Raw genomic sequence first — 21,581 nt, 5'->3', positions numbered from 1 at the left:
AAGGCGGGCGATGCGAATTCCCAGCATGTCATTCTGTCATGGCTGGCCTGAGATTTTTAGGGTGTAATGACGTCAACGAAATCTTCCGCCCGACCGGCAACCACACACGTCACAGGGATCAAAGGCAATCCGATGCGCGACCAGTTCTCCAATACCCAAGCGATACGCAAGCCGGCCGTCGCTTCCAAAGGCGGCATCGTCGCCGCGCAATCAAGCAGGGCGGCGCAAGTGGGAGCCGAGGTGCTGGCCGCGGGCGGCGACTGCATCGATGCCGTGATCGCGACGACGTTCGCGCTTGGCGTTCTGGAGCCCTGGATGAGCGGGGTCGGCGGCGGCGGCGCGATGGTGCTCTACCGGGCGCGCGAACACCGCTATGAGGTGATCGACTACGGCATGCGGGCGCCGCTCAGCCTGCGGGTGGAAGATGATCCGCTGACCGGCGGTGGCGCGGCTTCCGACATCTTCCCCTGGCCGCGGGTAAAGGACGACCGCAACATTCACGGGCCCGGCTCGATCGCCGTGCCCGGCGTGGTCGCCGGCATGGAAGAGGCGCACCGCCGCTACGCCAAACTGCCGTGGAAGGAGTTGCTGGCGCCGAGCATCTCGCTCGCCGGCGAAGGGCTTGCGGTCGACTGGTGGACCACCGTGATGATTTCGAGCGCGGCAGCAGACTTGCGGCGTTACCCCGCGAGCGCCGCCGCCTATCTCCAGGACGGCCTGCCACCGAACCCGCAGTGGGGCATCAGGTCCAAAGTCCGCATGCCGCAGGACCGGCTCAAGGCCACGATGGCGCAACTCGCCGGCGCCGGTCCGCGGGATTTTTATGAAGGCGATCTGGCGCAGAGCCTCGCCGCCGACATTCAAGCCGCCGGCGGTGCGCTGTCGGTCGAGGATCTCAAGCCATTTCGCAGCGTTGTGCGCGAGCCGCTGGCGATCCCCTATCGCGGCGGCAAGGTGTTCGCGACGCCCGAACTCACCGCCGGGCCGACGCTGGCGCGCACACTTCGTCTGCTGCAGGAAAATCTCGAGCCTGCGCGCGGCGGACCGGATGCGGCAGCCTACATCGCCTATGCATCGGCGCTGCAAAAGGCGTATCGCGAACGGTTAAAGGACATGGGGGATGAAGACGGCAGGCGCGCGCTCGGCGCCGAAGCGCTGGCGCCGGCCTGCACCACGCATTTTTCCGCCGTCGACCGCGACGGCAACATGGCCGCGGTGACGCAAACCTTGCTGTCCACCTTCGGCTCCAAATTCGTGACGAACCAGACCGGCATCACCATGAACAACGGCATCATGTGGTTCGACCCGACCCCGGGCACGCCGAATTCGCTGGCGCCGGGCAAGCGGTGCCTTACCAACTACACGCCCGTACTGGCGCAGGCGGCGGACGGAAGGCGCATCGCGGTCGGCGCTTCGGGCGGCCGGCGCATTCTGCCGGCGGTAAGCCAGCTTCTGTCCTTCGTGATGGATTACGGCATGGATCTCGATGCCGCAATTCATCAGCCGCGCATCGACGCCAGCGAAGGCGCGATCGTGATCGGCGACGTCCGCCTGCCGCAGGCCGCGCGCGAAGCGCTGGGTTCGCGTTTCGATTACGAGGAGGCGCGCATCCAGAACCTCCCGATGAAGTTCGCGTGCCCCAGCGTGGTGCTGCGCGACGGCGAAACCAACAGCGGCGCGACCGAGCCGTTCCACGCCTGGAGCGAGGCAGTGGCGGAGGGGTGAGGCAGGAAAGCATAGCTGCGCCCTCGCCCGCTGCCCCAAACCCCGTAGGGTGGGCAAAGCCAACGGGTCGCGCGAATGCGCGCCCGATGACAGGCTCCGCATGCCCACCATTTCTATCTGTGGTCTCGAAAAGATGGTGGGCACGGCGCAAGAGTGCCTTTGCCCACCCTACGATAGCCGTTGGACAAAAAAGTGCGGCAACCATGTGCCGCACTCTTCGATCTCGGCGATCCTCCAGCGGTCCCTACCGCGTCTGCGGCTCGATCGTGACCGTGCAATCGCCGCCTTGCATGGCGACCACGATCTGTCCTTCCGAGGCGCCCAGTGCAATCGGGTTCGTCGATCCACCGCCGCCCGGTGCACGAACGCTGACGCTGATCGAATCCTGCGGTGCGGTCGAACCAACCGTCGTGGGCGAGACTTCGGTAACATTGCCCGCGGTATCGCGGCGCATGATACGGCAAGGCGCACCGCCGGCCTGGGCCATCGCGTCGGCCCCACGTCCACTACCGGCGGCCTCGCCGCCCGCTGCGCGAATGCGCGACGCGTCGCGCGGGATCTGGCTTACGATCCGTTGCGTGCCGGGTTCAACGATTACAATTTCCTCTTCGGTTGTGAAGTAATCATAGCCGCGATACGCCGGCTCGATCGAGACAATCGCCGCAGGTAGTCGCTGGACCCGCACGTGCCGAGGAATGCGCTCGCCTACCCGGATCGAGATGTTGAGATTGCGCTGCGGCGGCGCGAGACGCTCGCGGGTCAGCCTCTCGGAGATGCGCACCTGCTTCTCGGTCGAGATCTGCTGGCGGTCCTGCGTCTGGCTGGTCTGGGTCTGCGTGCGCGTGGTTTCAGTCGCGGTCGCCGGCCGGTCCTTGCCCTGCTGAGCGGCATCCTTTGAGGTTTCGTCCCGCTGATCGCGGCTCGGCTCCTTCTGCGTGGTGGTAGTGCCCTCGCGCTCCTTCTGGGATGTCGTTGTTCCGCTCTTGGTCCTCTCGGACTCGGCGGTGCCCTTGGTTCTGTCTTTGGCACTGTCCTTAGCGCTCTCCTTGGCATCGCGGCCGCGATCGGCCTCCCGATCGCCCGGGCGGGCGCCCTTGGTTTGCTCCGTGGCCCTCTTCGCGTCATCGCCGCGGCCACGCTTGCTGTCTTCGCTCGCAGCCGTTGGACGCTCGGCCCCAGGTGCAGCCTTGCCCTTCTCGCCCGCCTGCCGGGAACCGGCTCCTCTTTCCTCACGGCCCGGTGCGCCTTGCGCCTTCTGTTCCGCACCCTTCTCGGCGCCCTTGGCGCGTTCCTGCGCTCGCTCGGCGCCGCGTTCTTGCGATGCAGCACCCTTGCCACGATCGCTCGGCTGCATCTGTTTCGGTTCCTCGCTTCTTCCACCCGGGGCCTGGCCATACGATAGCCCCGGTGCCAGCATCAGGCAGATAATTCCAGTCGATAACAGTAACTGCTTGCGCATCTTGACCTCCTCGAAATCGGCCCTGCGCAAGCGAACGTTCGCGGGGGATGGAAGGTTCCGTCCAGGGCGAGCGATGTCTCGGTTGGCTGTTTGAAGGCTGCGCGACCGCAGCGTCACATTCCCAGCCGGTCCCTGACCCGCCCGGCCAGCACCGCAGCCGTGACACCGAGCGGCCAGAATGCGTGCAGCGCCATCGGCTTGATGCCAGAGATCGGCATGTCGATCTCGGCGTCTTTGCCGCCGATCAGGCGACGCGCGAGCTGTGCGCCCATCGCGGTCGAGAGCGCGACGCCGCGGCCGTTGCAACCGAGCGAGATCAGAAGATTCTCCGCCGGCTCATGCACATGGGGATAGTGATCGGGCGTGATCGCGAGCCGGCTATTCCAGCCGTGCGTCCAGGTCACGCCTTTCAGCCGCGGCCACAGCTGTTCGGCATAGCGGATGAGATAGGCGACATCACCAGGCTTGCTGATCCAGCGCATCGGCCCGCGTCCGCCCATCAGCAGACGATTACGCGCATCGATCCGGTAATACACCGTAATGTGGCCGCTCTCGTACAACACCGAGCGCGTCGGCATGATTTCGCGCGCGACCTCGTCGGATAAAGGCGCGGTGGCCGCAATCGACGAAAACACCGGCACGATGGTGCGGCGCAGGCCCGGCCACAGATCGTCCGTGAAACCGTTGGTAGCCAACAGCACCTTTTCGGCGCGTACGATCCCGCGCGGCGTCTCGACGCGCCAATGCGCGCCTTCACGCGACAAGGAGAGCGCCGGCGTCTCGCCATGGACGGCTGCGCCGGCCGCGATCGCGGCGCGCGCCAACCCGCGCGCATAGCTCAGCGGATGCAGGTCGCCACCGCGATTGTCCAGCATGGCGCAGAGATAGCGGTCGGTGCCGGTGATCTCCCGCATCTGCTCGCGATTCAAGAGCGTCACCGGCATGCCGCGCCGGATGCACTGCTTTGCCGTGGTTTCGATTCCCCTGGCGCTCGCCTCGTTATAGGCCGCGCGCAGCGTGCCGTTCTGCCTTGCTTCGCAGGGAATCTGGTAGCGGCGGATCAGATCGAACGTGTAGTTGGTGGTGCCGTAAGAAAACGCGATCATGCGGCCGCCGAGCCCGACGCCGAAATCGGCCTCGATCCGGTCGGGGTCGTGCTTGAGGCCTGGATTGACCTGACCGCCATTGTTGCCCGAAGCGCCCCAGCCCGGCTGTTGCGCTTCCAGCACGATCGCATTCACGCCCTGCTCGGCCAGATGCAATGCGGTGGACAGCCCGGTGAAACCGCCACCGATGATCGCGACCGCAACGTCCTTGTCTCCATCAAGCGGCGGCGTCGGTGCCGGCGCGACCGCCGTATCGGCGTAGAGACTTGGCGGCAGCGGTAGTCGGACGGGCGCATTCATGCTGGCGAACTCAGAGCGGATGCAGCACGCGTCGCAAAAAATCCTGCGTGCGCGCATGCTGCGGCTGGTTGAGAATCGACTTCGCCGGCCCCTGCTCGACGATCACGCCGCCGTCGATGAACAGCACGCGGTCGGCGACATCGCCAGCAAATCCCATCTCGTGGGTGACGACGACCATGGTCATGCCGTCGTCGGCGAGCTTGCGCATCACCGAGAGCACGTCGCCGACCAGTTCGGGATCGAGCGCCGAAGTCGGCTCGTCGAACAGGATCGCCTTCGGCTGCATCGCCAGCGCGCGGGCAATCGCGACGCGCTGCTGCTGGCCGCCGGAGAGTTGCGGCGGATAGCTGTCGGCCTTCTCGGCGAGCCCCACCTGCGCCAGCAGCGCGCGGCCGCGCTCCAGCGCTTCCGCGCGCGGCTCCTTCTTCACATAGACCGGCCCCTCGATGACGTTTTCCAGCGCGGTACGGTGCGGAAACAGGTTGAAGCGCTGGAACACCATCGAGACTTGCGTCCGGATTGCAACGATCGAGGGCGCGTTGCGGTCGACGCGCGCCCCTTCGACGAGGATGTCGCCGCTGTCATAGCTTTCCAGCCCGTTGATGCAGCGCAGAATGGTGGATTTTCCAGAGCCTGAGGGACCGATGACGCAGACCACCTCGCCCTTCTCGACGGAAGCCGTGATGCCCTTGAGCACCTCGACCTTGCCAAAACTCTTGTGAACGTTGGTGAGCTCGATCATTTATGGCCCGCGCGCTTTTCGAAGTGACGAACCAGAAGAATGAGCGGGATGCTCATGGTGAGATACATCAGCGCCACCAGCGTGAACACGCTGGTGTTCTTGAAGGTGGAGGACGCGATCAGCTTGCCCTGCAGTGCGAGTTCGGCAACCGTGATGGTGGAAGCTTGCGAAGAATCCTTCAGCATCATGATCATGATGTTACCGTAGGGCGGCAACACGATCTTCACCGCCTGCGGCAACACCACGCGGCGCATGGTCTGCCACCAGCCCATGCCGATCGCCTGCGCCGCCTCGATTTGCCCCTTGTCGATGGCCTCGATGCCGGCGCGGAAATTCTCCGCCTGGTAGGCCGAATAGGCGATGCCGAGGCCTAGGATCGCCGCCTGCAGCGCCGTCAGCGTGAGGCCGAGTTCGGGCATCACGAAATAGAGATAGAACAACAGCACGATGATCGGGATGCCGCGGATCACGTTGATCAGCCCGGCGCTGAAACCTGAGAAAACGCCGATGCCGGATACCCGCATCAAGGCCCAGACCAGGCCGAGCGCGGTCGACAGCAAGAGAGAAGCGATGGTGACGATGACCGTCAGCGCCACGCCGCTCATCAGGATCGGCAGGAACTCGGTCGCGTCGCGCCAGAACGCCTGCATCAGGCACCCTGCGCCTTGAGGCCCCATTTATCGAGGATCTTTTCGACCGTGCCGTTCGCCTTCAGCTTTGCAAGCGAGGCGTTGATCTTGGCGAGCAGCTCGGTATCGCCCTTGCGCACGCCGATGCCGACGGCGCCGACGGTCGCCGGCTTGTAGCTCTCGACGATGCGCGCGTCGGGGAAGCCGCCTTGCTTGAGATTGTAGGCAAGGATCGGATAATCGGCGAAGCCGGCCTTGAGGCGGCCGGCGTTCACGTCACGCAGAATATCGGGAATGGTGTCGTAGGCCTTGACCTCGCTGAACAGTCCCGACTTCTTCAGCGCGTCGACGAACGCCGTTCCGACCTGCGCGCCGACCACCTCGCCTTTCAGATCGTCCTGCTTGGTGTAGGTCTTCGTATCGCTCTTCGGCACCAGGAGGCCTTCGCCATAGCTGTAAAACGGCTCGGAGAAATCGATCACTTCCTTGCGCGCCGGGGTGACGAACATCGCCGCCGAGATGATGTCGATCTTGTTCGAGGTGAGCGAGGCAATCAGGGTCGAGAACTGCATCGGCTCGATCTGGACCTGGAAGCCGGCGTCCTTGCCGATCTCGGTGATCAGATCGACCATGATGCCCTGAATGCTGTTGGTCTTGGTATCGAGGAAGGTGAAGGGCACGCCGGTCGGCGTCGAGCCCACCTTCAGCACCTTTTGCGCGGATGCCGGCATCGCGGCTGTGAGAACCAAGGCCGCCACCGCGGCCTGAACGAGACGCTTCAGAGCCATCGCACCACCTCCTGAAACTGCACACCGCCCGGCCTGCCCGCCTTAGACCAAAGAGTTGCAGGCAACGCCGTTCAGGCCTATTTTCACCAATATGAAATTGTGGTCACACTTCTCCGGGGTTTGCAAGCGATTTTCATGCACATGAAGGAAGCGGTCTGACGTGAGCGGCGGCAAGCGAATAAAGAAACCGGCGTTCAAGGCCAAGGCAAGGACCGTCGGAAAGTCGGCGGCCAGGTCGAGGGCGAAGACCGCCGCCAGGTCGGCCGAGCCGGCGATGGACCTTGCGGTCGGCCGCCGTATCCGCGACCTGCGCCGCGAACACAAGCTCTCGCTGGAGACGATTGCGGCGAAGACCGATCTGTCGATCGGCTTTCTCAGCCAGATCGAGCGCGGGCTGTCGTCGCCTTCGCTCCGCGTGCTGGCGACGCTTGCCGACGTGCTCGGCGTCGGCATCGCCGCGCTGTTCGGCTCGCAGCCGAGTGATGATGCCGCTTCGGGCGGCGTGGTGACGCGCGAAATGCAGCGCGCCGAACTGAAACTGTGGCGCACCGGCATTTCCAAGCAATTGCTGAGCCCGGCGGGTACTGAGAACCGCCTCAATCTGTTTCTCGTGCACATGGAGCCCGGCGGCAACACCGGCGACGAGCTCTACACCCATGATGGCGAGGAGGCGGGGCTGGTGCTGGAAGGCGAGATGACGCTGACCGTGGACGCCGAGACCTGGTCGCTAAAGCGGGGGGACAGTTTTCGCTTTGCCAGCCGCAGGCCGCACCGCTTCTCAAATCCCGCGAAAAATGCGAAAGCGGTCGTGCTGTGGGTGAATTGCGTGACGCAGGCGTCATGAACAGTCTGGAACAACAGATGAATCAAGCCCGAGAGGATTGGAGCCCGCACAGCGCGCATTGGGGCGCCTTCGCGGCACGGTGGAACGGCGCGACGCTGGATATCAAGCCGTACGAGCACGATCCGGCGCCCTCCCCGATGTTGCAGAATTTCACCACGGCGATGCGCCACAAGGCCCGTATCCTGCGGCCGATGGTGCGCGAGGCGTGGCTGGACCGAAACAACGCACCCGCTCCGCGCACCTTCGACCAGAAATTCGTCGCATGCCCCTGGGACGAAGTGCTCGACCTGCTCGCAGGCGAATTGGCGCGGATCCGAACCGAATATGGTGCAGAGGCGGTCTATGGCGGCTCCTATGGCTGGGCCAGCGCCGGACGTTTCCACCACGCGCAGAGCCAGGTTCATCGCTTCCTGAACACCGCGTTCGGCGGCTATGTGCGTTCGGTGAACAGCTATAGCGCCGGTGCCTCGGCCGTGATGCTGCCGCATGTCCTCGGCGGCTTCGAAGGCATCTCGCGCCACAACGTGACGTGGGATCAGATCGCCGAGCACACCGATACGGTGCTGGCCTTCGGCGGCATGGCGCTGAAAAACTCGGACGTCGCAAGCGGCGGCATCAGCCGGCACATCGAGCGCGATGCGATGCAAAGGGCCGCGCGCCGCGGCGCCGTCTTCTACGGCATCGCTCCCTTGCGCGACGACATGCCGGAAGCGGCCGGCGCCCGGTGGATGCCGATCAAGGTCGGCACCGACGTCGCACTGATGCTGGCGCTCGCGCACACGCTCCTCGTCGAGAACCTGTGGGACAGCAGCTTTGTCGCGCGCTATTGCACCGGCTTCGACATCTTCGAACGCTATCTGCTCGGCCGCGACGACCATAGGCCAAAGGACGCGGCATGGGCGGCCGACATTACCGGCATTCCGGCTGGCACCATCGTCGACATCGCCCGCCGGCTGCCGCGCGGACGCACCTTGATCACGGTCTCGCATTCCCTGCAGCGGGCGCAATATGGCGAGCAGCCGGTGTGGATGGGCGCGGTGCTCGCGGCCATGCTTGGCCAGATCGGCCTGCCCGGTGGCGGATATAATTACGCGCTCGGTGCGCTCGGCCACACCGGCCGTCGCCTCAACGCGGTTCCGATCCCGACGCTATCGCAAGGCAAGAACGGCATCGCCGACTTCATCCCGGTCGCGCGTGTCGCCGACATGCTCCTCAATCCGGGACAAACGTTCGAATACAACGGCCGCACGATGCGGTATCCCGACATCAAGCTGGTCTACTGGGCGGGCGGCAACCCGTTCCATCATCACCAGGACATCAATCGGCTGCGGCGGGCCTTCAATGTCCCGCAAACCATTGTCGTGCACGAGAGCGCCTGGACGCCGATGGCGAAGTTTGCCGACATCGTGCTGCCGGCGACCATGACGCTGGAGCGCGACGATATCGGCGCCGCCGGCACCGATCCAAGGCTGGTCGCGATGCGCAAGGCCGTGGACCCGATCGGCGAAGCGCGCGACGATTACGATATTTTTGCCGCGCTGTCGCGACGATTGGGCGTCGAACAGGCTTTCACGGAAGGACGCGATACCAGGCAATGGCTGGCCCATCTTTACGAGCCGACACGGCGGGCGCTTGCCGATGCCGGTTGGGATGCGCCTGACTTCGACGAGTTCTGGCGGCGCGGCGAACTCGCGCTGCCATCGGCCCCTGATGACGGCGGCTTTCTGCGCGCCTTCCGCAACGATCCCGTCAAGAACAAGCTGCCCACGCCAAGCGGCAAGATCGAGATTTATTCGAAAACTATTGCAGGCTTCGGTTACGACGATTGCCCGCCCCACCCGGCATGGCTGCCGTCGACCGAACCGCCGGATCAGCGCCACCCATTGACGATGATCGCCAACCAGCCGGCGACCCGGCTGCACAGCCAACTCGACTTCGGTGCCTACAGCCAGTCCAAGAAAATTGCCGGCCGGGAAGCCGTCCGTCTCAACCCCGTCGATGCGACGCGCCGCGGCATCGCCAATGGCGACATCGTCCGCCTGTTCAATGATCGGGGCGCGTGCCTGGCCGCTGCCGCCGTTTCGGACGACGTCATGCCCAGCGTCGTGCAATTGTCGACCGGCGCCTGGTATGATCCGCAAGCCGGTACGGCAGACCATCCGCTCTGCGTGCACGGCAACCCGAACGTGCTCACCCGCGACATCGGCACATCACGGCTGGCGCAAGGTTGCTGCGGCCAAGTGACGGTGGTCGAGTGCGAGAAGTATTCGGGCACGCTGCCTCCGATTCGAGCCTTCGATCCTCCTGATCAGGAGTGATGCGGAGGGAAAAACACCACACCGTCGTCATTGCGAGGAGCGAAGCGACGAAGCAATCCATCTATCCCCGCGCCGTGAGATGGCTTGCTTCGCTTCGCTCGCAATGACGGTGGCGAGCGTTGGGCGCCCTCACCCAAACCGATGATCGTACCGGCTCACGGCAAGCTCGCTCACATCGATATCCGGCTTCCGTCCCGAGATCAGATCCGCCAGCACCCTCCCCGAACCGCACGCCATGGTCCAGCCGAGCGTGCCGTGGCCGGTGTTGAGATGCAAATTGCCGTAGCGCGTCGCGCCGATCACCGGCGGTCCGTCCGGCGTCATCGGGCGCAGGCCGCACCAGAAGCTCGCTTTGCTCAAATCGCCGCCGCGCGGAAACATGTCGGTCAGCGAATGATCCAGCGTCGCCCGCCGCGCCGCATCGAGCGTATTCGAATAGCCGGAAATTTCCGCAGTGCCGCCGACGCGGATGCGATCCCCCAGCCGCGTGATCGCGACCTTGTAGCTCTCGTCCATCACCGTCGACACCGGCGCGCCGTCGGGATCGGTGATCGGCACCGTGATCGAATAGCCCTTCACCGGATAGACCGGAACAAAAACACCCAGAGGCTTGAGCAACCGCGGCGACCAGCTTCCGAGCGCGGCGACATAGGCATCGGCCTGCAACAGCCCGGCGCTGGTGACGACGCCGGTAATCCTGTCGCCTTCCGCGACCAGCCGCTCGATCGTGGTATTGAACTTGAACTGCACCCCGAGCTTTTCAGCTTCCCTGGCGAGCGCCTGCGTGAACATGTGGCAATCGCCGGTCTCGTCCTGCGGCAGCCGTAGCCCGCCGACGAACTTGTCCTTCACGGCCGCCAGCGCGGGCTCCGCGCCGATGCAGCCGCTACGATCGAGCACCTCATAAGGCACGCCATACTGCTTGAGCACCGCGATATCGTCGCCGGTAGAATCGAGCTGCTTCTGCTTGCGGAAGAGCTGCAGCGTGCCTTGGCTGCGCTCGTCATATTTGGTGCCTATCTCGGCGCGCAGCGCACGCAGGCAGTCGCGGCTGTATTCGGCGATCGGAATCATCCGGCTCTTGTTGATGGCATAGCGCTCTGCCGTGCAGTTGCGCAGCATCTTCAGCCCCCAGATCCACATCACGGGATCGAGCTTGGGCCAGATCACCAGCGGGCCATGCCGCATCAACAGCCATTTGATCGCCTTCGCCGGCACGCCCGGCCCCGCCCACGGCGAGGAATAGCCGGGCGAAACCTCGCCGGCATTGGCAAAACTGGTTTCCTGTGCGGGCTCGGCCTGGCGGTCGACGACGACAACTTCGTGGCCGGAACGCGCCAAATAATAGGCTGTGGTGACGCCGATCACGCCACTGCCGAGAACGATGACTTTCACGATTCCTCACGCATCCGCCGCGGCGTCGCACGCCGCGGCCGCTCTATCTTCTTCAGAGCAAGGATCAGGCCACGCGCTTGATCGCGTCGCCCAGAATCGAAACCATATCGTCGATATGGCTCTTCTCGACGATCAGGGGCGGCGACATCGCAAAAGAGTCGCCGCTCATGCGCAAATAAAGCCCGCGATTGAAGCAATCCACCATCACGTCATAGCCGCGTGCGCCGACGCCGTCCCTGCGCGGCGAAAGCTCGACCGCGCCCATCAGGCCGACATTGCGGATGTCGATCACGTTGGGCAGGCCTTTCAGCGAATGCAGCGCATCGCGCCAGTATTCGGCCAGCGACGCGCCACGCGTCAAAAGCCCCTCGTCCTTGTAGATGTCGAGCGTCGCCAAGCCCGCGGCGCAGGCGGTCGGATGCGCGGAATAAGTGTAGCCGTGGAACAGCTCGATCGTGCCCTCAGGCCCGGTCATCAGCCCGTCGTGGATCTTGCGGCTGGCGAACACCGCGCCGCAGGGGACGGTGCCGTTGGTGATACCCTTGGCGGTCGTCATCATGTCGGGCGTGACGCCGAAATAATCAGCCGCAAACGGCGTGCCGAGGCGGCCGAACCCGGTGATGACCTCATCGAAGATAAGCAAGATGCCGTGCTTGTCGGCGATCTCGCGCAGCCGCTTCAAATAGCCCTTCGGCGGCGGCAGCACCGCGGTCGAGCCCGGCACCGGCTCGACGATGACGGCGGCGATGGTGTCTGCGCCATGCAGCGCCACCATCCGCTCGAGATCGTCGGCGAGCTCGGCGCCATGCTCGGGCTGATCCTTCGCAAAGGCGTTGCGGGCGAGATCATGGGTGTGACGGATGTGATCGACTCCAGGCAGGTGGGTGGCGAACGCGCGGCGGTTGGCCACCATGCCGCCGACCGACATGCCGCCGAAGCCGACGCCGTGATAGCCGCGCTCGCGGCCGATCAGGCGCGTCCGCGTGCCCTGCCCGATCGCGCGCTGATAGGCCAGCGCGATCTTCAGCGCGGTATCGACCGACTCGGAGCCCGAATTGGTGAAGAAGACGCGATCCAGTCCCTTCGGCGCGATCTCGGTGAGCCGCTCGGCAAAGTCGAACGCCAACGGATGGCCCATGTTGAACGAGGGCGCGAAGTCGAGGTTCATCAATTGCCGTTCGACGGCGGCGGCGATCTGGCGGCGGCCATGGCCGGCATTGACGCACCAGAGGCCGGCCGAGCCGTCGATCACCTTGCGGCCGTCGACGGTGGTGTAGTGCATGCCCTCGGCGGAGGCGAACAGGCGGGGCGTTTTCTTGAACTGCCGGTTGGCCGTGAAAGGCATCCAGAACGAGTCGGTCTGCAGGGTGTTCGGCTTCTGATGAAGGGTCACGTCTAGCTCCTTTGCTGGCAGCTCAAGGGACCACCGGGCCACGCTCGGGAAGCCACAACAAGTCCTTTTCTGCACTCCTGCAACCCATTGATTTTGCTAACCCGGTCAGGGCATATTTGTTCGATCCGAAACACCTGCAACAGGGATTTTCGATGAGCGTCGATATCGGTGGGCGACTCCGCTTCGTCCGGGCCCGCCACAAGCTGTCGCAGCGCGAGCTCGCCAAGCGTTCGGGCGTGACCAATTCGACGATCTCGCTGATCGAATCGAACCAGATGAACCCGTCCGTCGGCGCGCTGAAGCGCATCCTCGACGGGCTGCCGATGGGGCTCGCCGAATTCTTCGCGATCGAGCCGGAGCGGCCGCGCAAGGCGTTCTATCGCTCCGACGAACTGACCGAGATCGGCAAGCAGCCGATCTCATACCGCCAGGTCGGTGACAATCTGTTCGGCCGCGCGTTGCAGATCCTCAAAGAACGCTACGAGCCGGGCAGTGACACCGGGAGGGTGCCGCTGACCCATGACGGCGAGGAAGGCGGCATCGTAGTGAGCGGCCGGCTGGAGGTAACGGTCGACGACGAGCGCCGCATCCTCGACCCCGGCGATGCCTATTATTTCGAAAGCCGCCGTCCGCACCGCTTCCGCTGCGTCGGTGGAAAGCCGTGCGAAGTGATAAGCGCCTGCACGCCGCCGACGTTCTGAGCGATAAGGGGCGTACAAGCCCGCTGCAACGCTGCAATGGTCGCGCGAAATTACCATTGCGCCAGTTTACAACTTGTGGTTTTTGTCGGTGCTCGTTGTAGATTGGGTTTGTTATGCGGCGTTTTGTATCGTGGGTGTTGCTACTCTGCCTTGTTGCTCAGTTCGGTGGATGCAAATCCTCGACGGTTTCGGAAGCGGCGCTTGAATCTCAGCCTCAATCTAATCAGCCTCAATCCAAGCCGCGGGATACGCGGCTCGCGAGATTGTATTTTCTGCGCGAGAAGGGACTTGTCGGCACTGAAGTGGGAATCAAGATCGATGGCAAGTCGGTTGGTTCGGTAGCCAAAGGATTGTATTTCTTTTTGGACAGACCACCAGGACGGTACCGGATAGCCTGCGTGAATCCGATCTCCATGGATTATGAAACCGAAATAGAAATTGAGGGTGGACGAACCTACTATTTCGGCATCGGTACACCGCAGGTGGCTGCGCCCGGCCAAAACCTTCTCAACCAGGCTCTTGCTGGCAGCAGCGGACAACAAATGCGGGCTACGTCCCCCCTTATGGCGGGCTTTTCTGGTGCGGCCCTCTATCAAATCGATGCAGCAGAAGGGCCTGCCGTCATCAGTCAGTTGAAGCCGTAATAGCGTCGTTTCCGATTTGGGTCATAGCGGCCTTCACGCAAAGTTCGCTGGTCTATGGGACACGCCACATAGATAGAAAGGCGGAACTTTCAGAAGGCAATATCATGCGCAAGGTCTGGATCGAGGCAGCGTTGAACGGCTCGTGGGGCCGCGCGCTCCAACCCGGTATTCCCGATACGGTTGAAACCATCGTCGCCGAGGGCGTCGCCTGCGCGCGCGCCGGCGCTACCATCGTTCACGTCCATGCCTATGATGGCGGCGGCCCGCAGACCTACGACTGGCAGGTCTATGCCCGCATCATTGAAGGCATTCGCAACCAGGTCGATGTGCCGGTCTATCCCTCCTATCCGGCATTCATAACCACAGGCAGCGACGACAGCCCACTCGCCGACGTCGAGGACCGATTTGCCGACATCGAAGAGCTCGCCGCGCGCGGCCTGCTGGATTTTGCCGTTATCGACCCCGGCAGCGTCAATCTGAGCCTGACAAAAATCACGGCGGACACGCAGCCTGGCGGCACCTACATGAATCCGGAATGCCAGATCCGGTATGCGCTCGATTTCGCGGCGCGCCACGGCCTGCATACCGATTTTGCGATCTACGAGCCCGGCTTTTTGCGTGCCGGCGCAGCGCTGGCGCGCGCGGCCGGCGTCAAGGCGCCGATCTATCGCCTGATGTTCTGCAATCTGATCGCCGTTGGCCTTCCACCAAAGCCATATGCGCTTGCTGCCTACCATGCGCTACTGGAGGAGGAAGCGCCCGGCGCGCCCTGGATGATTGCCGGCGTCAGCGCCGATCTCCGCCCGCTCTTTGCCGATGCGATCGCACGCGGCGGTCATATTCGCGTCGGCCTCGAGGATGCGCCGCTCGGTACGACGGCGACCAATCTCGAACTGGTCGAAGAAGCCGTGCGCCTGGTGCGCGAGCACGGTGCCGAACCGGCAACGCCTGCTGAAATGCGGCAGGCGCTGGCCGCATCCACCTGAGCTGCGCCGCGCCGGTCTGCTTCACTTCCCCAGCGCGCTCGACAGCACCAGCTCAAGTTCCTGCCTGACATCGTCAAGCGGCTGGGCGCTGCGCGCGGCGCGGCACATCGCGACCGTACCCTCGGTCGCCGCGATGACGAGCGCTGCCAGCCGCCGCGCGTGTGCCGGTGCTAAGCCCTCGCGTCGCAGTGCCACGAACATGATCCGCTGCCAATCGGCAAACACGCCATCGGCAAGATCGAGCAGATGCCGTTGCGCGGCTTCGTCCGGCTCGCCGTCCTTCTCCGTCGCATCGTTGACATATTGCTCGACCGCGACCGCGAGCACCGGACAACCTGCCTGGAATTTCGACTTCTCCAGCGTCTGGCGCCACAGCGCGATGAAAGCACGAAGCCCGGCGATGGCGCCGCGCGATTGGACCAGGTGCTCCAGCGGCCCGCTGACCTGCTTGCCCGCAAACACCACCGCATCCTCGATCAGTTGCTGCTTGCCTCGCGGAAAATGATGGCCGATCGAGCCGCGCGGCGTGCCGGTATGGCGGACCACCTCGCGCATGCTGGTGGCGTTGACGCCGCGGCGACTCATCAGGTCGGCGGCCCCTGCCACCATTTTTGCGCGGGTATCTGACGTCATCGGAGATCCTCGTCGGCTGGATGGTTCATCCTAGAATATGACGCTTGACATAGCCAGCCCGATCTGGACTATGTCAGTCGTCATAGTCGGTAAAGCCAAGGCAGAAGGAAGCGCGCAATGACGTTTATCCATGTGATGACGCCGCAGGGACGGTTGAACGCCGATCAGCGGCGGGTGCTGGCCAAGACGCTGACGGACGCCGTCCTCGTGCCGGAGGTCGGCAAGCTGACGCCTGAAGCGCGCCGCGGCTATCAAGTGCATTTCGTCGAGCGTCCGCTCGATATGATCGCGCACGGCGGAGAATTGCTCTCGGACAAGCCCAGCGACGTGATGGTACTCGACGTCGTGGTGATGGACTGCTGCTGGACGCGCGAGGATCGCGCCACCGTCATCCGCAACATCCATGCCGCGCTTGCGGATGCCTGCGGGATGAAGACGCCCTCGCCAGGCTGGTGGATCAATTTCCGTATCATCGAGGAAGGAAGCTGGGGTTCGCGCGGCGGCGTGCTGTCGTTCCTCGACCTGCTCGAACATGGCGCATCGCACTTTTCGCCGGAACGCGCCGCGGCAATCCGCACCGCACTCGCCGTCAAATACGAGCGATAGACACGCGCGTCTTGCACTGCATTTTGAGAGACGGAGAAGACCATGAGCGCCGAAGGAACAATCCGCACCGAGACCCACGATCGCATCTTCAAGATCATCATCGACAACCCCGCCAAGAAGAACGCTTTCTCGCCCGCCATGATGGAGCAATTGTCGGACGCGCTGACGGAGCTTCACAACAACGAGAACTGTTGGGTCGGCGTCATCTGCGCCGAAGGCAAGGATTTCACCGCCGGTCTCGACATGCCGAAATTCTTCGGCCCCAACGCCGAGAAGCGGAATTTCAGGGAGGGCAATGTCGACGTATTCGGCCTGCAGAAGCGCTGCAAGAAGCCGATCGTGTCAGCGGTGCAGGGCATCGTGTTCACCATCGGCATCGAGCTGATGCTGGCGGGCGACATCGTCGTCGCCGCCGACGACGCCCGCTTCTGCCAGATGGAATCCAGGCGCGGCATTGCGCCATTCGGCGGCGCGCATTTCCGCTTCCTGTCGCGCACCGGCTGGGGCAACGCGATGTATCATCTGTTCCTGTGCGACGAATTCACCGCAGCGCGCGCCCGCGAGATCGGGCTGGTCCAGGAAGTCGTGCCGGCCGGCCGGCAAATCGAGCGGGCGATGGCGCTCGCCAAGATCATTGCCGGCAATGCGCCGCTCGGCATTCAGGTCACCAAGGAAGCCGCCCTGAAATATGTCGAGCACGGCGAGGCGGCCGCCATCGCCCACATCCCGAAAATCCGCGAGCGCGTGCTCAACAGCGCCGATGCGCGCGAGGGCATTCAGTCCTTCATCGAGCGCCGCGCCGCGGTGTTTCAGGGCAGGTAGGCGCGGACAGCGCGAATGACACGCCGTTCCTAGACTTGCATTCGCGCCAAGCGGCCTGCCATCGCGGCGATGGCATCGCCTGGAGCAGAGCTAGCCGCGAAAATCGATGCTGCGCAGGATGATGCCGGGCGGGGTCCCCTCGAACTCCCCGGCATCGAACTTGCGCGACGCGCATTGTTCGATGCGGTCGCGCAACCGAAGGAATTGTTCTTCGCGCTGGCTGGTCGCCGTGCGCGACGCATGTTCCAGAGCATCCATCGCGGAGGCGCTGACCGCGCAGGGTATTTCCCTTGGGCCGTCCATCATGGAAAACAGCAGCACCATGCGGTCGAACTCATAACCGCCAATGTTTCCGCGTGCGAGTGTCATCGGGTGTTCCTCTCCGAGAGAAACGATACTTGAGAAACGATAATTGAGAAAACGATAAGTGCCTTGGCTTGTTCCTCATCTCGCCTGACGCTTACGCGAATAGTACTTCCGCCCGCGTGCCGGCGGGTATAAATTTCCGCCTGTCTGCACCGTGGCAAGCACCACCAGTCCGGGGGCATTTTGCATGCGCGCTCTTGTTCTGGTTCTCGCATTCCTCATCGGCTTGGGCGCCCCTGCCCTCGCCGACGACGTCACCGCCGCCCAGAGCGTGATCCGCGCGCAGGAGCAGGCGTTCATCCGCGACGACGCCGCGGCTGCCTATTCCCATGCCGCGCCCGAGATCAGGCAGATCTTTCCGCAAGCCGACATCTTCATGCAGATGGTCCGTCAGGGCTACGCCCCGGTCTATCGCCACAAGAGTTTTGAATTCGGCGAGGCGCGTTCAGCCAATGGCCGGATTGCGCAACGCGTCCATATCGTCGACGACAATGGCGAGGCCTGGGAAGCGCTCTACACGCTGGAGCAGCAGCCGGACGGCAGTTTGAAGATCACCGGATGTTCGCTGCTGAAGGCGGGACAGGCAGTATAGCATCGCGCCACGTGGCGCCTCGCGTGACCGCACACAGGCCCTTGCATTCGTGCCGCGCTCAAATATACTTTGATAGATTTTACGCGCTTTGGTTGACGCCGCTAGATCGCCCGCGATTTTAGGGACACCTCGTCCTGCAGCTCATATTCGGCCTGGAATGGCGCAGGCCACCGCTCCCTGCGACGGCAGGACTCAAGTCGCAGCCGGGCTATTGCGAGAGAGCCGATAACATGGGCACTACGAAGAAGATTCCGCCATCGAGCAAGAAGCCGGAGCGCAAACTGACGCGCACCACGATGATTGATCTGTACCAGGCGCGGCAGTATCTGGGGCTCGACACACTCAAGGAAACCGGCCTTCGCATGCCGGTCCGCGTCTACTTCAAGGATCCGGCGGTGGCGGCAGATACCGAGGGTGCCGGCATCGATGATGAATTCACGACTCCCTGGGAGCCGGGGCTCGGCGATGGCCCGACCAGCGCGCGTTTCGCCGTGGTCGACTACGACGCGACCAGAAACGTGCTGACGCCGCCCGCGATCTGGGACGCGCGGAACAACTGCTATCTGGCGCCCGACCGCAAGACGGTTCTCGATGAGAATGCCAAGGAGCTCTATCAGTACCATCAACTGAGCGTCTGGGCGATCGTCCAGAACACGCTCGACTTCTTCGAGAGCGGCGCCGGCCTCGGCCGCCGCATCAGTTGGGCGTTCGAAGGCAACCGGCTAATCATCGTGCCGCATGCCGGCTACGGCGAGAACGCCTATTACGACCGGGGCAGCAAGTCGCTGCAGCTCTACTGGTTCGAGAGCGAAAAGGGCACGGTCTACACCTGCCTGTCCTCCGATATCGTGAACCACGAGTTCGGCCACGCCGTGCTCGACGGCCTGCGGCCCTATTATTTCGAATCTGTCGGCGCCCAGACAGCGGCGTTTCACGAATTCATGGGCGACCTCACTGCACTTCTGATGGCGTTCCGCAATAATGCCTTCCGCAGGGTCGTGCTGAAGGAAAGCAATGGCGAGCTTACCAACGCGCAGTTGCTCGCGGGACTCGCCCGCGAGTTCGGCGAGGCGACCGCGAACGCCCCGTATCTGCGAACCGGCCTGAACAAGCATACGATGCAGGATCTCGCCGGCAACCTCGAGCCGCACGCGCTGTCGGAGGTGCTGACCGGGGCGATGTTCGATATTCTCATGGGAGTATTCGCCAAGCACCAGAAGAACGAGGTCAAGCGCGCGAAGGCGGGCGGCAGCAAGAAGCCGAGCGACATCCGTGCGCTGGCCGACACCGTCCCCCGCATGCAGATGCTCGCGATCCAGCCGCTCGATCTGCTGCCGCCCTGCGCAGTGACGTTCAAGGACTACGCGCTGGCCGTGCTGCGCGCCGAGCAGGTCGCCAATCCGACCGATCCGTCGGGCTACCGCCAGTTGATGATCGACTGCTTCATCAAGCGCGGCCTTCTCGAAGAGGCGGACCGCAAGCCGCTGATGGCGCCCGCGCCGGTGTTCAGACGGCCGGCCCTCGACGTGTTCCACTCCGTGGAATCGATCGCCGCCTCGCGCGGCGGCGCCTACCGCTTCCTCGACGACAATCGCGCCAAGCTGTTTATTCCGTTCAGCACCGACATCGACGTCCCCGAGATCGTGCGCGCCAACAAGCGCACCCGCGACGGGCTGCCGCTGCCGCAGCAGACCATCGTGCAATATCTCTGGCGCGAGGAGCTGGTGCTTGAAGGTAGCAGGTTCGGCCGCTTTGCCGGGCAGCGCACCACGATGCTCTGCGGCGCCACCATGGTCCTCGACCAGAACGGCAACCTGATCCACTGGGTGCGCAAGCCCGGCACCGCCAGCGTCGGCACGTCGGAGGCGGCGCTCGCCGAGCAGACCGAAGGCATGCGCCGGAAGAAAGAGCTTCTGGACACGATCGCCGCCCGCGTCGCGGCAGGCATGATCGGCGAATCGATTGGCAGCGAGCTCGGCCTTCTGGAGCGAGCCACGCCGCCGTTTACCGTCGAGCATGTCGACGGCAAGCTGCGATTCGGTCTGGCGCCGCACTTCTCGCTCGACGACCACGATCACGACGGCACAGGGGATCGGCAATGGCAGATAAGCTTCTGATCCGGTTGTACGACGTAGGCCTCGGCGACTGCATCTATTGCCGGATGCCGAAGGCGCACAAGAGCGGCAGGGATTTCCACGTCCTGATTGACTGCGGAACGCTGAGCAGCACCGATTATCTTGCTGCCGCCATCGACAATCTGAAGACGATGCTGCCTGAAATCGACGGCAAGCGTCACGTCGATCTCTTGGTCGTGACCCACGAGCACAAGGATCATATGACCGGCTTCGGCCTGGATCTCTGGGACGATCTGTCGTTCGGCGCGATCTGGATGAGCGCGGCGATGGATCTCGATCATCCCGAGGCGAAGCGAGCGAAGAAACTCCACAGTTTCGCGGCCAACGCCATGGAGCAGGCGGTAAGGCTCAATCTCGCGCTCAGCCCGCCCTTGATGGAGCTTGCCGCGGCGCTAGCGCTCAACAAGACCGCAATGAAGACGCTGCGCGAGACCCTGCCCCAGGCAAGCAAGATCAAGCCGGTCTACGTCCATGCGAAGTCGAAGAACGCCGATCTCGCCTTGCCGCTCAAGACCGACGCCACGGTCAGCGTGCTCGGGCCGGAAAAGGACATCGATTTCTACTATCTCGGTAAGGAAGGTGATCCGGCGCTGCGGCGGCTGGGTTTCATCGACACCGGCCTGCCCGACCCGTCGACCGCAGTGCCGCAGCCAGACGCCGTTCCGACGCCGGCGAATATCGATCCAGCCGATTTCCGTCGGCTGCGCTCGCGGATGCTGTCCACTGCGCTCGCCTTCGCCGACCTCGACGGCAAGGTCTGCAACAATACCAGCGTCGTGCTCCTCATCGAATGGAAAGGCAAGCGGCTGTTGTTCGTCGGCGACGCCGAATGGGACGGCGCCTACAAGGAGGGCACGAAGGCCAATTGCGCCTGGAACGTAATGTGGAATTTGCGCAAGCGGAAGCTGAAGGGCCCGCTCGCCTTCTATAAAATCGGCCACCACGGTAGCGTCAACGCCACCCCGTGGGGCATGACGGCGGCCGCCAGCGAGGGCGAGCCGCTCGCCATCCTCGATGCAATCCTGCCGGTGAAGTCGAAGGCCGGTGCAAAGGCGACCGTCTCGACCCGCCGCGGCAACTACGAGACCATTCCGCGCACGGACCTGCTCGCCGAAATCGGCAAGCGGGTTTCCAATACCAGGAATTACGCCAACGCCTTCAAGAAGGCCGGCAAGAAGACGTCGGCGGTGCCGAAATTCAGCGAGTTTGAGAAGAAGTCGTTTTCACAACCGCAGCCCTTGCGCACCGATCTCGAACGGATGCTGCAGGAGTCCAGGGGCTTTGTCGACGTCGAGATCGAGGCGTGAGGGACGAATGCAGACTGACCGATAAATAGCAGCGGAAGGATGCGTGCCATGTCAGACGAGAAACTTCGCACTATTGACGATCGACCGGCT

General features: G+C 63.7%; 20 protein-coding genes. 11 read left to right on the top strand and 9 right to left on the bottom strand.

Features of this window, described 5'->3' with window-relative positions; genetic code table 11:
• Positions 1–132 precede the first annotated feature (132 nt).
• Entirely contained in the window at positions 133–1,725 is a 1,593-nt protein-coding gene (locus V1292_RS14090; protein WP_334373279.1) for a gamma-glutamyltransferase family protein, read from the top strand.
• Positions 1,726–1,969: 244 nt separating this feature from the next.
• Here V1292_RS14090 and V1292_RS14085 read toward each other — a convergent pair whose 3' ends face one another.
• From V1292_RS14085 to V1292_RS14065, 5 genes are all read right to left on the bottom strand, one after another.
• On the bottom strand, positions 1,970–3,184 hold the full coding sequence (locus V1292_RS14085; RefSeq protein ID WP_334373278.1) for a DUF1236 domain-containing protein: 1,215 nt from the start codon (positions 3,182–3,184) through the stop codon (positions 1,970–1,972).
• Between the two features lie 113 nt (positions 3,185–3,297).
• On the bottom strand, positions 3,298–4,590 hold the full coding sequence (locus V1292_RS14080; RefSeq protein ID WP_334373277.1) for an NAD(P)/FAD-dependent oxidoreductase: 1,293 nt from the start codon (positions 4,588–4,590) through the stop codon (positions 3,298–3,300).
• A 10-nt stretch (positions 4,591–4,600) separates the two neighbouring features.
• On the bottom strand, positions 4,601–5,332 hold the full coding sequence (locus tag V1292_RS14075; protein WP_334373276.1) for an amino acid ABC transporter ATP-binding protein: 732 nt from the start codon (positions 5,330–5,332) through the stop codon (positions 4,601–4,603).
• On the bottom strand, positions 5,329–5,982 hold the full coding sequence (locus tag V1292_RS14070) for an amino acid ABC transporter permease (RefSeq protein ID WP_334373275.1): 654 nt from the start codon (positions 5,980–5,982) through the stop codon (positions 5,329–5,331). Before V1292_RS14070 ends, V1292_RS14075 begins: the two co-directional genes overlap by 4 nt.
• Positions 5,982–6,749 (bottom strand): ABC transporter substrate-binding protein, encoded by a 768-nt coding sequence (locus V1292_RS14065; protein ID WP_334373274.1) that lies wholly within the window; start codon positions 6,747–6,749, stop codon positions 5,982–5,984. The genes V1292_RS14070 and V1292_RS14065 overlap by 1 nt, the downstream gene beginning before the upstream one ends.
• A 160-nt stretch (positions 6,750–6,909) precedes the next feature.
• Between V1292_RS14065 and V1292_RS14060 the strand changes: the two genes are divergently transcribed.
• Both V1292_RS14060 and V1292_RS14055 read left to right on the top strand, forming a co-directional pair.
• The gene (locus V1292_RS14060) at positions 6,910–7,593 is read left to right on the top strand and encodes a cupin domain-containing protein (protein ID WP_334373273.1); all 684 of its coding nucleotides are present in this window, start codon (positions 6,910–6,912) and stop codon (positions 7,591–7,593) included.
• 17 nt (positions 7,594–7,610) lie between these two features.
• Complete coding sequence (locus tag V1292_RS14055; protein WP_334373272.1) at positions 7,611–9,911, top strand: molybdopterin guanine dinucleotide-containing S/N-oxide reductase; 2,301 nt, start codon at positions 7,611–7,613, stop codon at positions 9,909–9,911.
• A 129-nt stretch (positions 9,912–10,040) separates the two neighbouring features.
• On the opposite strand, the gene V1292_RS14050 is transcribed toward V1292_RS14055, so the two are convergent.
• Positions 10,041–11,306, bottom strand: coding sequence for a D-amino acid dehydrogenase (locus tag V1292_RS14050; RefSeq protein WP_334373271.1), 1,266 nt, complete (start codon positions 11,304–11,306; stop codon positions 10,041–10,043).
• Between the two features lie 64 nt (positions 11,307–11,370).
• Positions 11,371–12,699 carry an aspartate aminotransferase family protein gene (locus V1292_RS14045; protein WP_334373270.1) on the bottom strand — a complete coding sequence of 443 codons (1,329 nt, stop codon included), beginning with the start codon at positions 12,697–12,699 and terminating at the stop codon, positions 11,371–11,373.
• A 152-nt stretch (positions 12,700–12,851) separates the two neighbouring features.
• Here V1292_RS14045 and V1292_RS14040 point away from each other — a divergent pair, with 152 nt between their 5' ends.
• The 3 genes from V1292_RS14040 (at position 12,852) to V1292_RS14030 (ending at position 15,030) form a co-directional block, all read left to right on the top strand.
• Positions 12,852–13,400 carry a cupin domain-containing protein gene (locus V1292_RS14040; protein WP_028347208.1) on the top strand — a complete coding sequence of 183 codons (549 nt, stop codon included), beginning with the start codon at positions 12,852–12,854 and terminating at the stop codon, positions 13,398–13,400.
• A gap of 263 nt (positions 13,401–13,663) precedes the next feature.
• Complete coding sequence (locus tag V1292_RS14035; protein ID WP_334373269.1) at positions 13,664–14,044, top strand: DUF2846 domain-containing protein; 381 nt, start codon at positions 13,664–13,666, stop codon at positions 14,042–14,044.
• 104 nt (positions 14,045–14,148) lie between these two features.
• On the top strand, positions 14,149–15,030 hold the full coding sequence (locus V1292_RS14030) for a 3-keto-5-aminohexanoate cleavage protein (RefSeq protein ID WP_334373268.1): 882 nt from the start codon (positions 14,149–14,151) through the stop codon (positions 15,028–15,030).
• 21 nt (positions 15,031–15,051) lie between these two features.
• On the opposite strand, the gene V1292_RS14025 is transcribed toward V1292_RS14030, so the two are convergent.
• Positions 15,052–15,663 carry a TetR/AcrR family transcriptional regulator gene (locus tag V1292_RS14025; RefSeq protein WP_334373267.1) on the bottom strand — a complete coding sequence of 204 codons (612 nt, stop codon included), beginning with the start codon at positions 15,661–15,663 and terminating at the stop codon, positions 15,052–15,054.
• Positions 15,664–15,780: 117 nt separating this feature from the next.
• Between V1292_RS14025 and V1292_RS14020 the strand changes: the two genes are divergently transcribed.
• Together V1292_RS14020 and V1292_RS14015 are read left to right on the top strand one after the other, a co-directional pair.
• Positions 15,781–16,269 carry a tautomerase family protein gene (locus V1292_RS14020; protein WP_334373265.1) on the top strand — a complete coding sequence of 163 codons (489 nt, stop codon included), beginning with the start codon at positions 15,781–15,783 and terminating at the stop codon, positions 16,267–16,269.
• 42 nt (positions 16,270–16,311) lie between these two features.
• Positions 16,312–17,091 (top strand): crotonase/enoyl-CoA hydratase family protein, encoded by a 780-nt coding sequence (locus tag V1292_RS14015; RefSeq protein WP_334373264.1) that lies wholly within the window; start codon positions 16,312–16,314, stop codon positions 17,089–17,091.
• Positions 17,092–17,181: 90 nt separating this feature from the next.
• On the opposite strand, the gene V1292_RS14010 is transcribed toward V1292_RS14015, so the two are convergent.
• Positions 17,182–17,460, bottom strand: coding sequence for a DUF1488 family protein (locus V1292_RS14010; protein WP_334373262.1), 279 nt, complete (start codon positions 17,458–17,460; stop codon positions 17,182–17,184).
• Positions 17,461–17,644: 184 nt separating this feature from the next.
• On the opposite strand from V1292_RS14010, the gene V1292_RS14005 reads away from it, so the two are divergent.
• The 3 genes from V1292_RS14005 to V1292_RS13995 all read left to right on the top strand — a co-directional run bounded on the left by V1292_RS14005 (position 17,645) and on the right by V1292_RS13995 (position 21,491).
• Positions 17,645–18,049: a DUF4864 domain-containing protein gene (locus V1292_RS14005; protein WP_334373260.1), complete on the top strand. Its 405-nt coding sequence runs from the start codon at positions 17,645–17,647 to the stop codon at positions 18,047–18,049.
• Between the two features lie 230 nt (positions 18,050–18,279).
• The gene (locus tag V1292_RS14000; protein WP_334373259.1) at positions 18,280–20,166 is read left to right on the top strand and encodes a serine protease; all 1,887 of its coding nucleotides are present in this window, start codon (positions 18,280–18,282) and stop codon (positions 20,164–20,166) included.
• The gene (locus V1292_RS13995) at positions 20,148–21,491 is read left to right on the top strand and encodes a metallohydrolase (protein ID WP_334373257.1); all 1,344 of its coding nucleotides are present in this window, start codon (positions 20,148–20,150) and stop codon (positions 21,489–21,491) included. Before V1292_RS14000 ends, V1292_RS13995 begins: the two co-directional genes overlap by 19 nt.
• Positions 21,492–21,581: the final 90 nt, after the last annotated feature.

The sequence above is a fragment of the Bradyrhizobium sp. AZCC 1719 genome (assembly GCF_036924525.1).
Taxonomy (GTDB): Bacteria; Pseudomonadota; Alphaproteobacteria; order Rhizobiales; family Xanthobacteraceae; genus Bradyrhizobium.
This window is presented reverse-complemented; position numbering and strand designations above follow the sequence as displayed.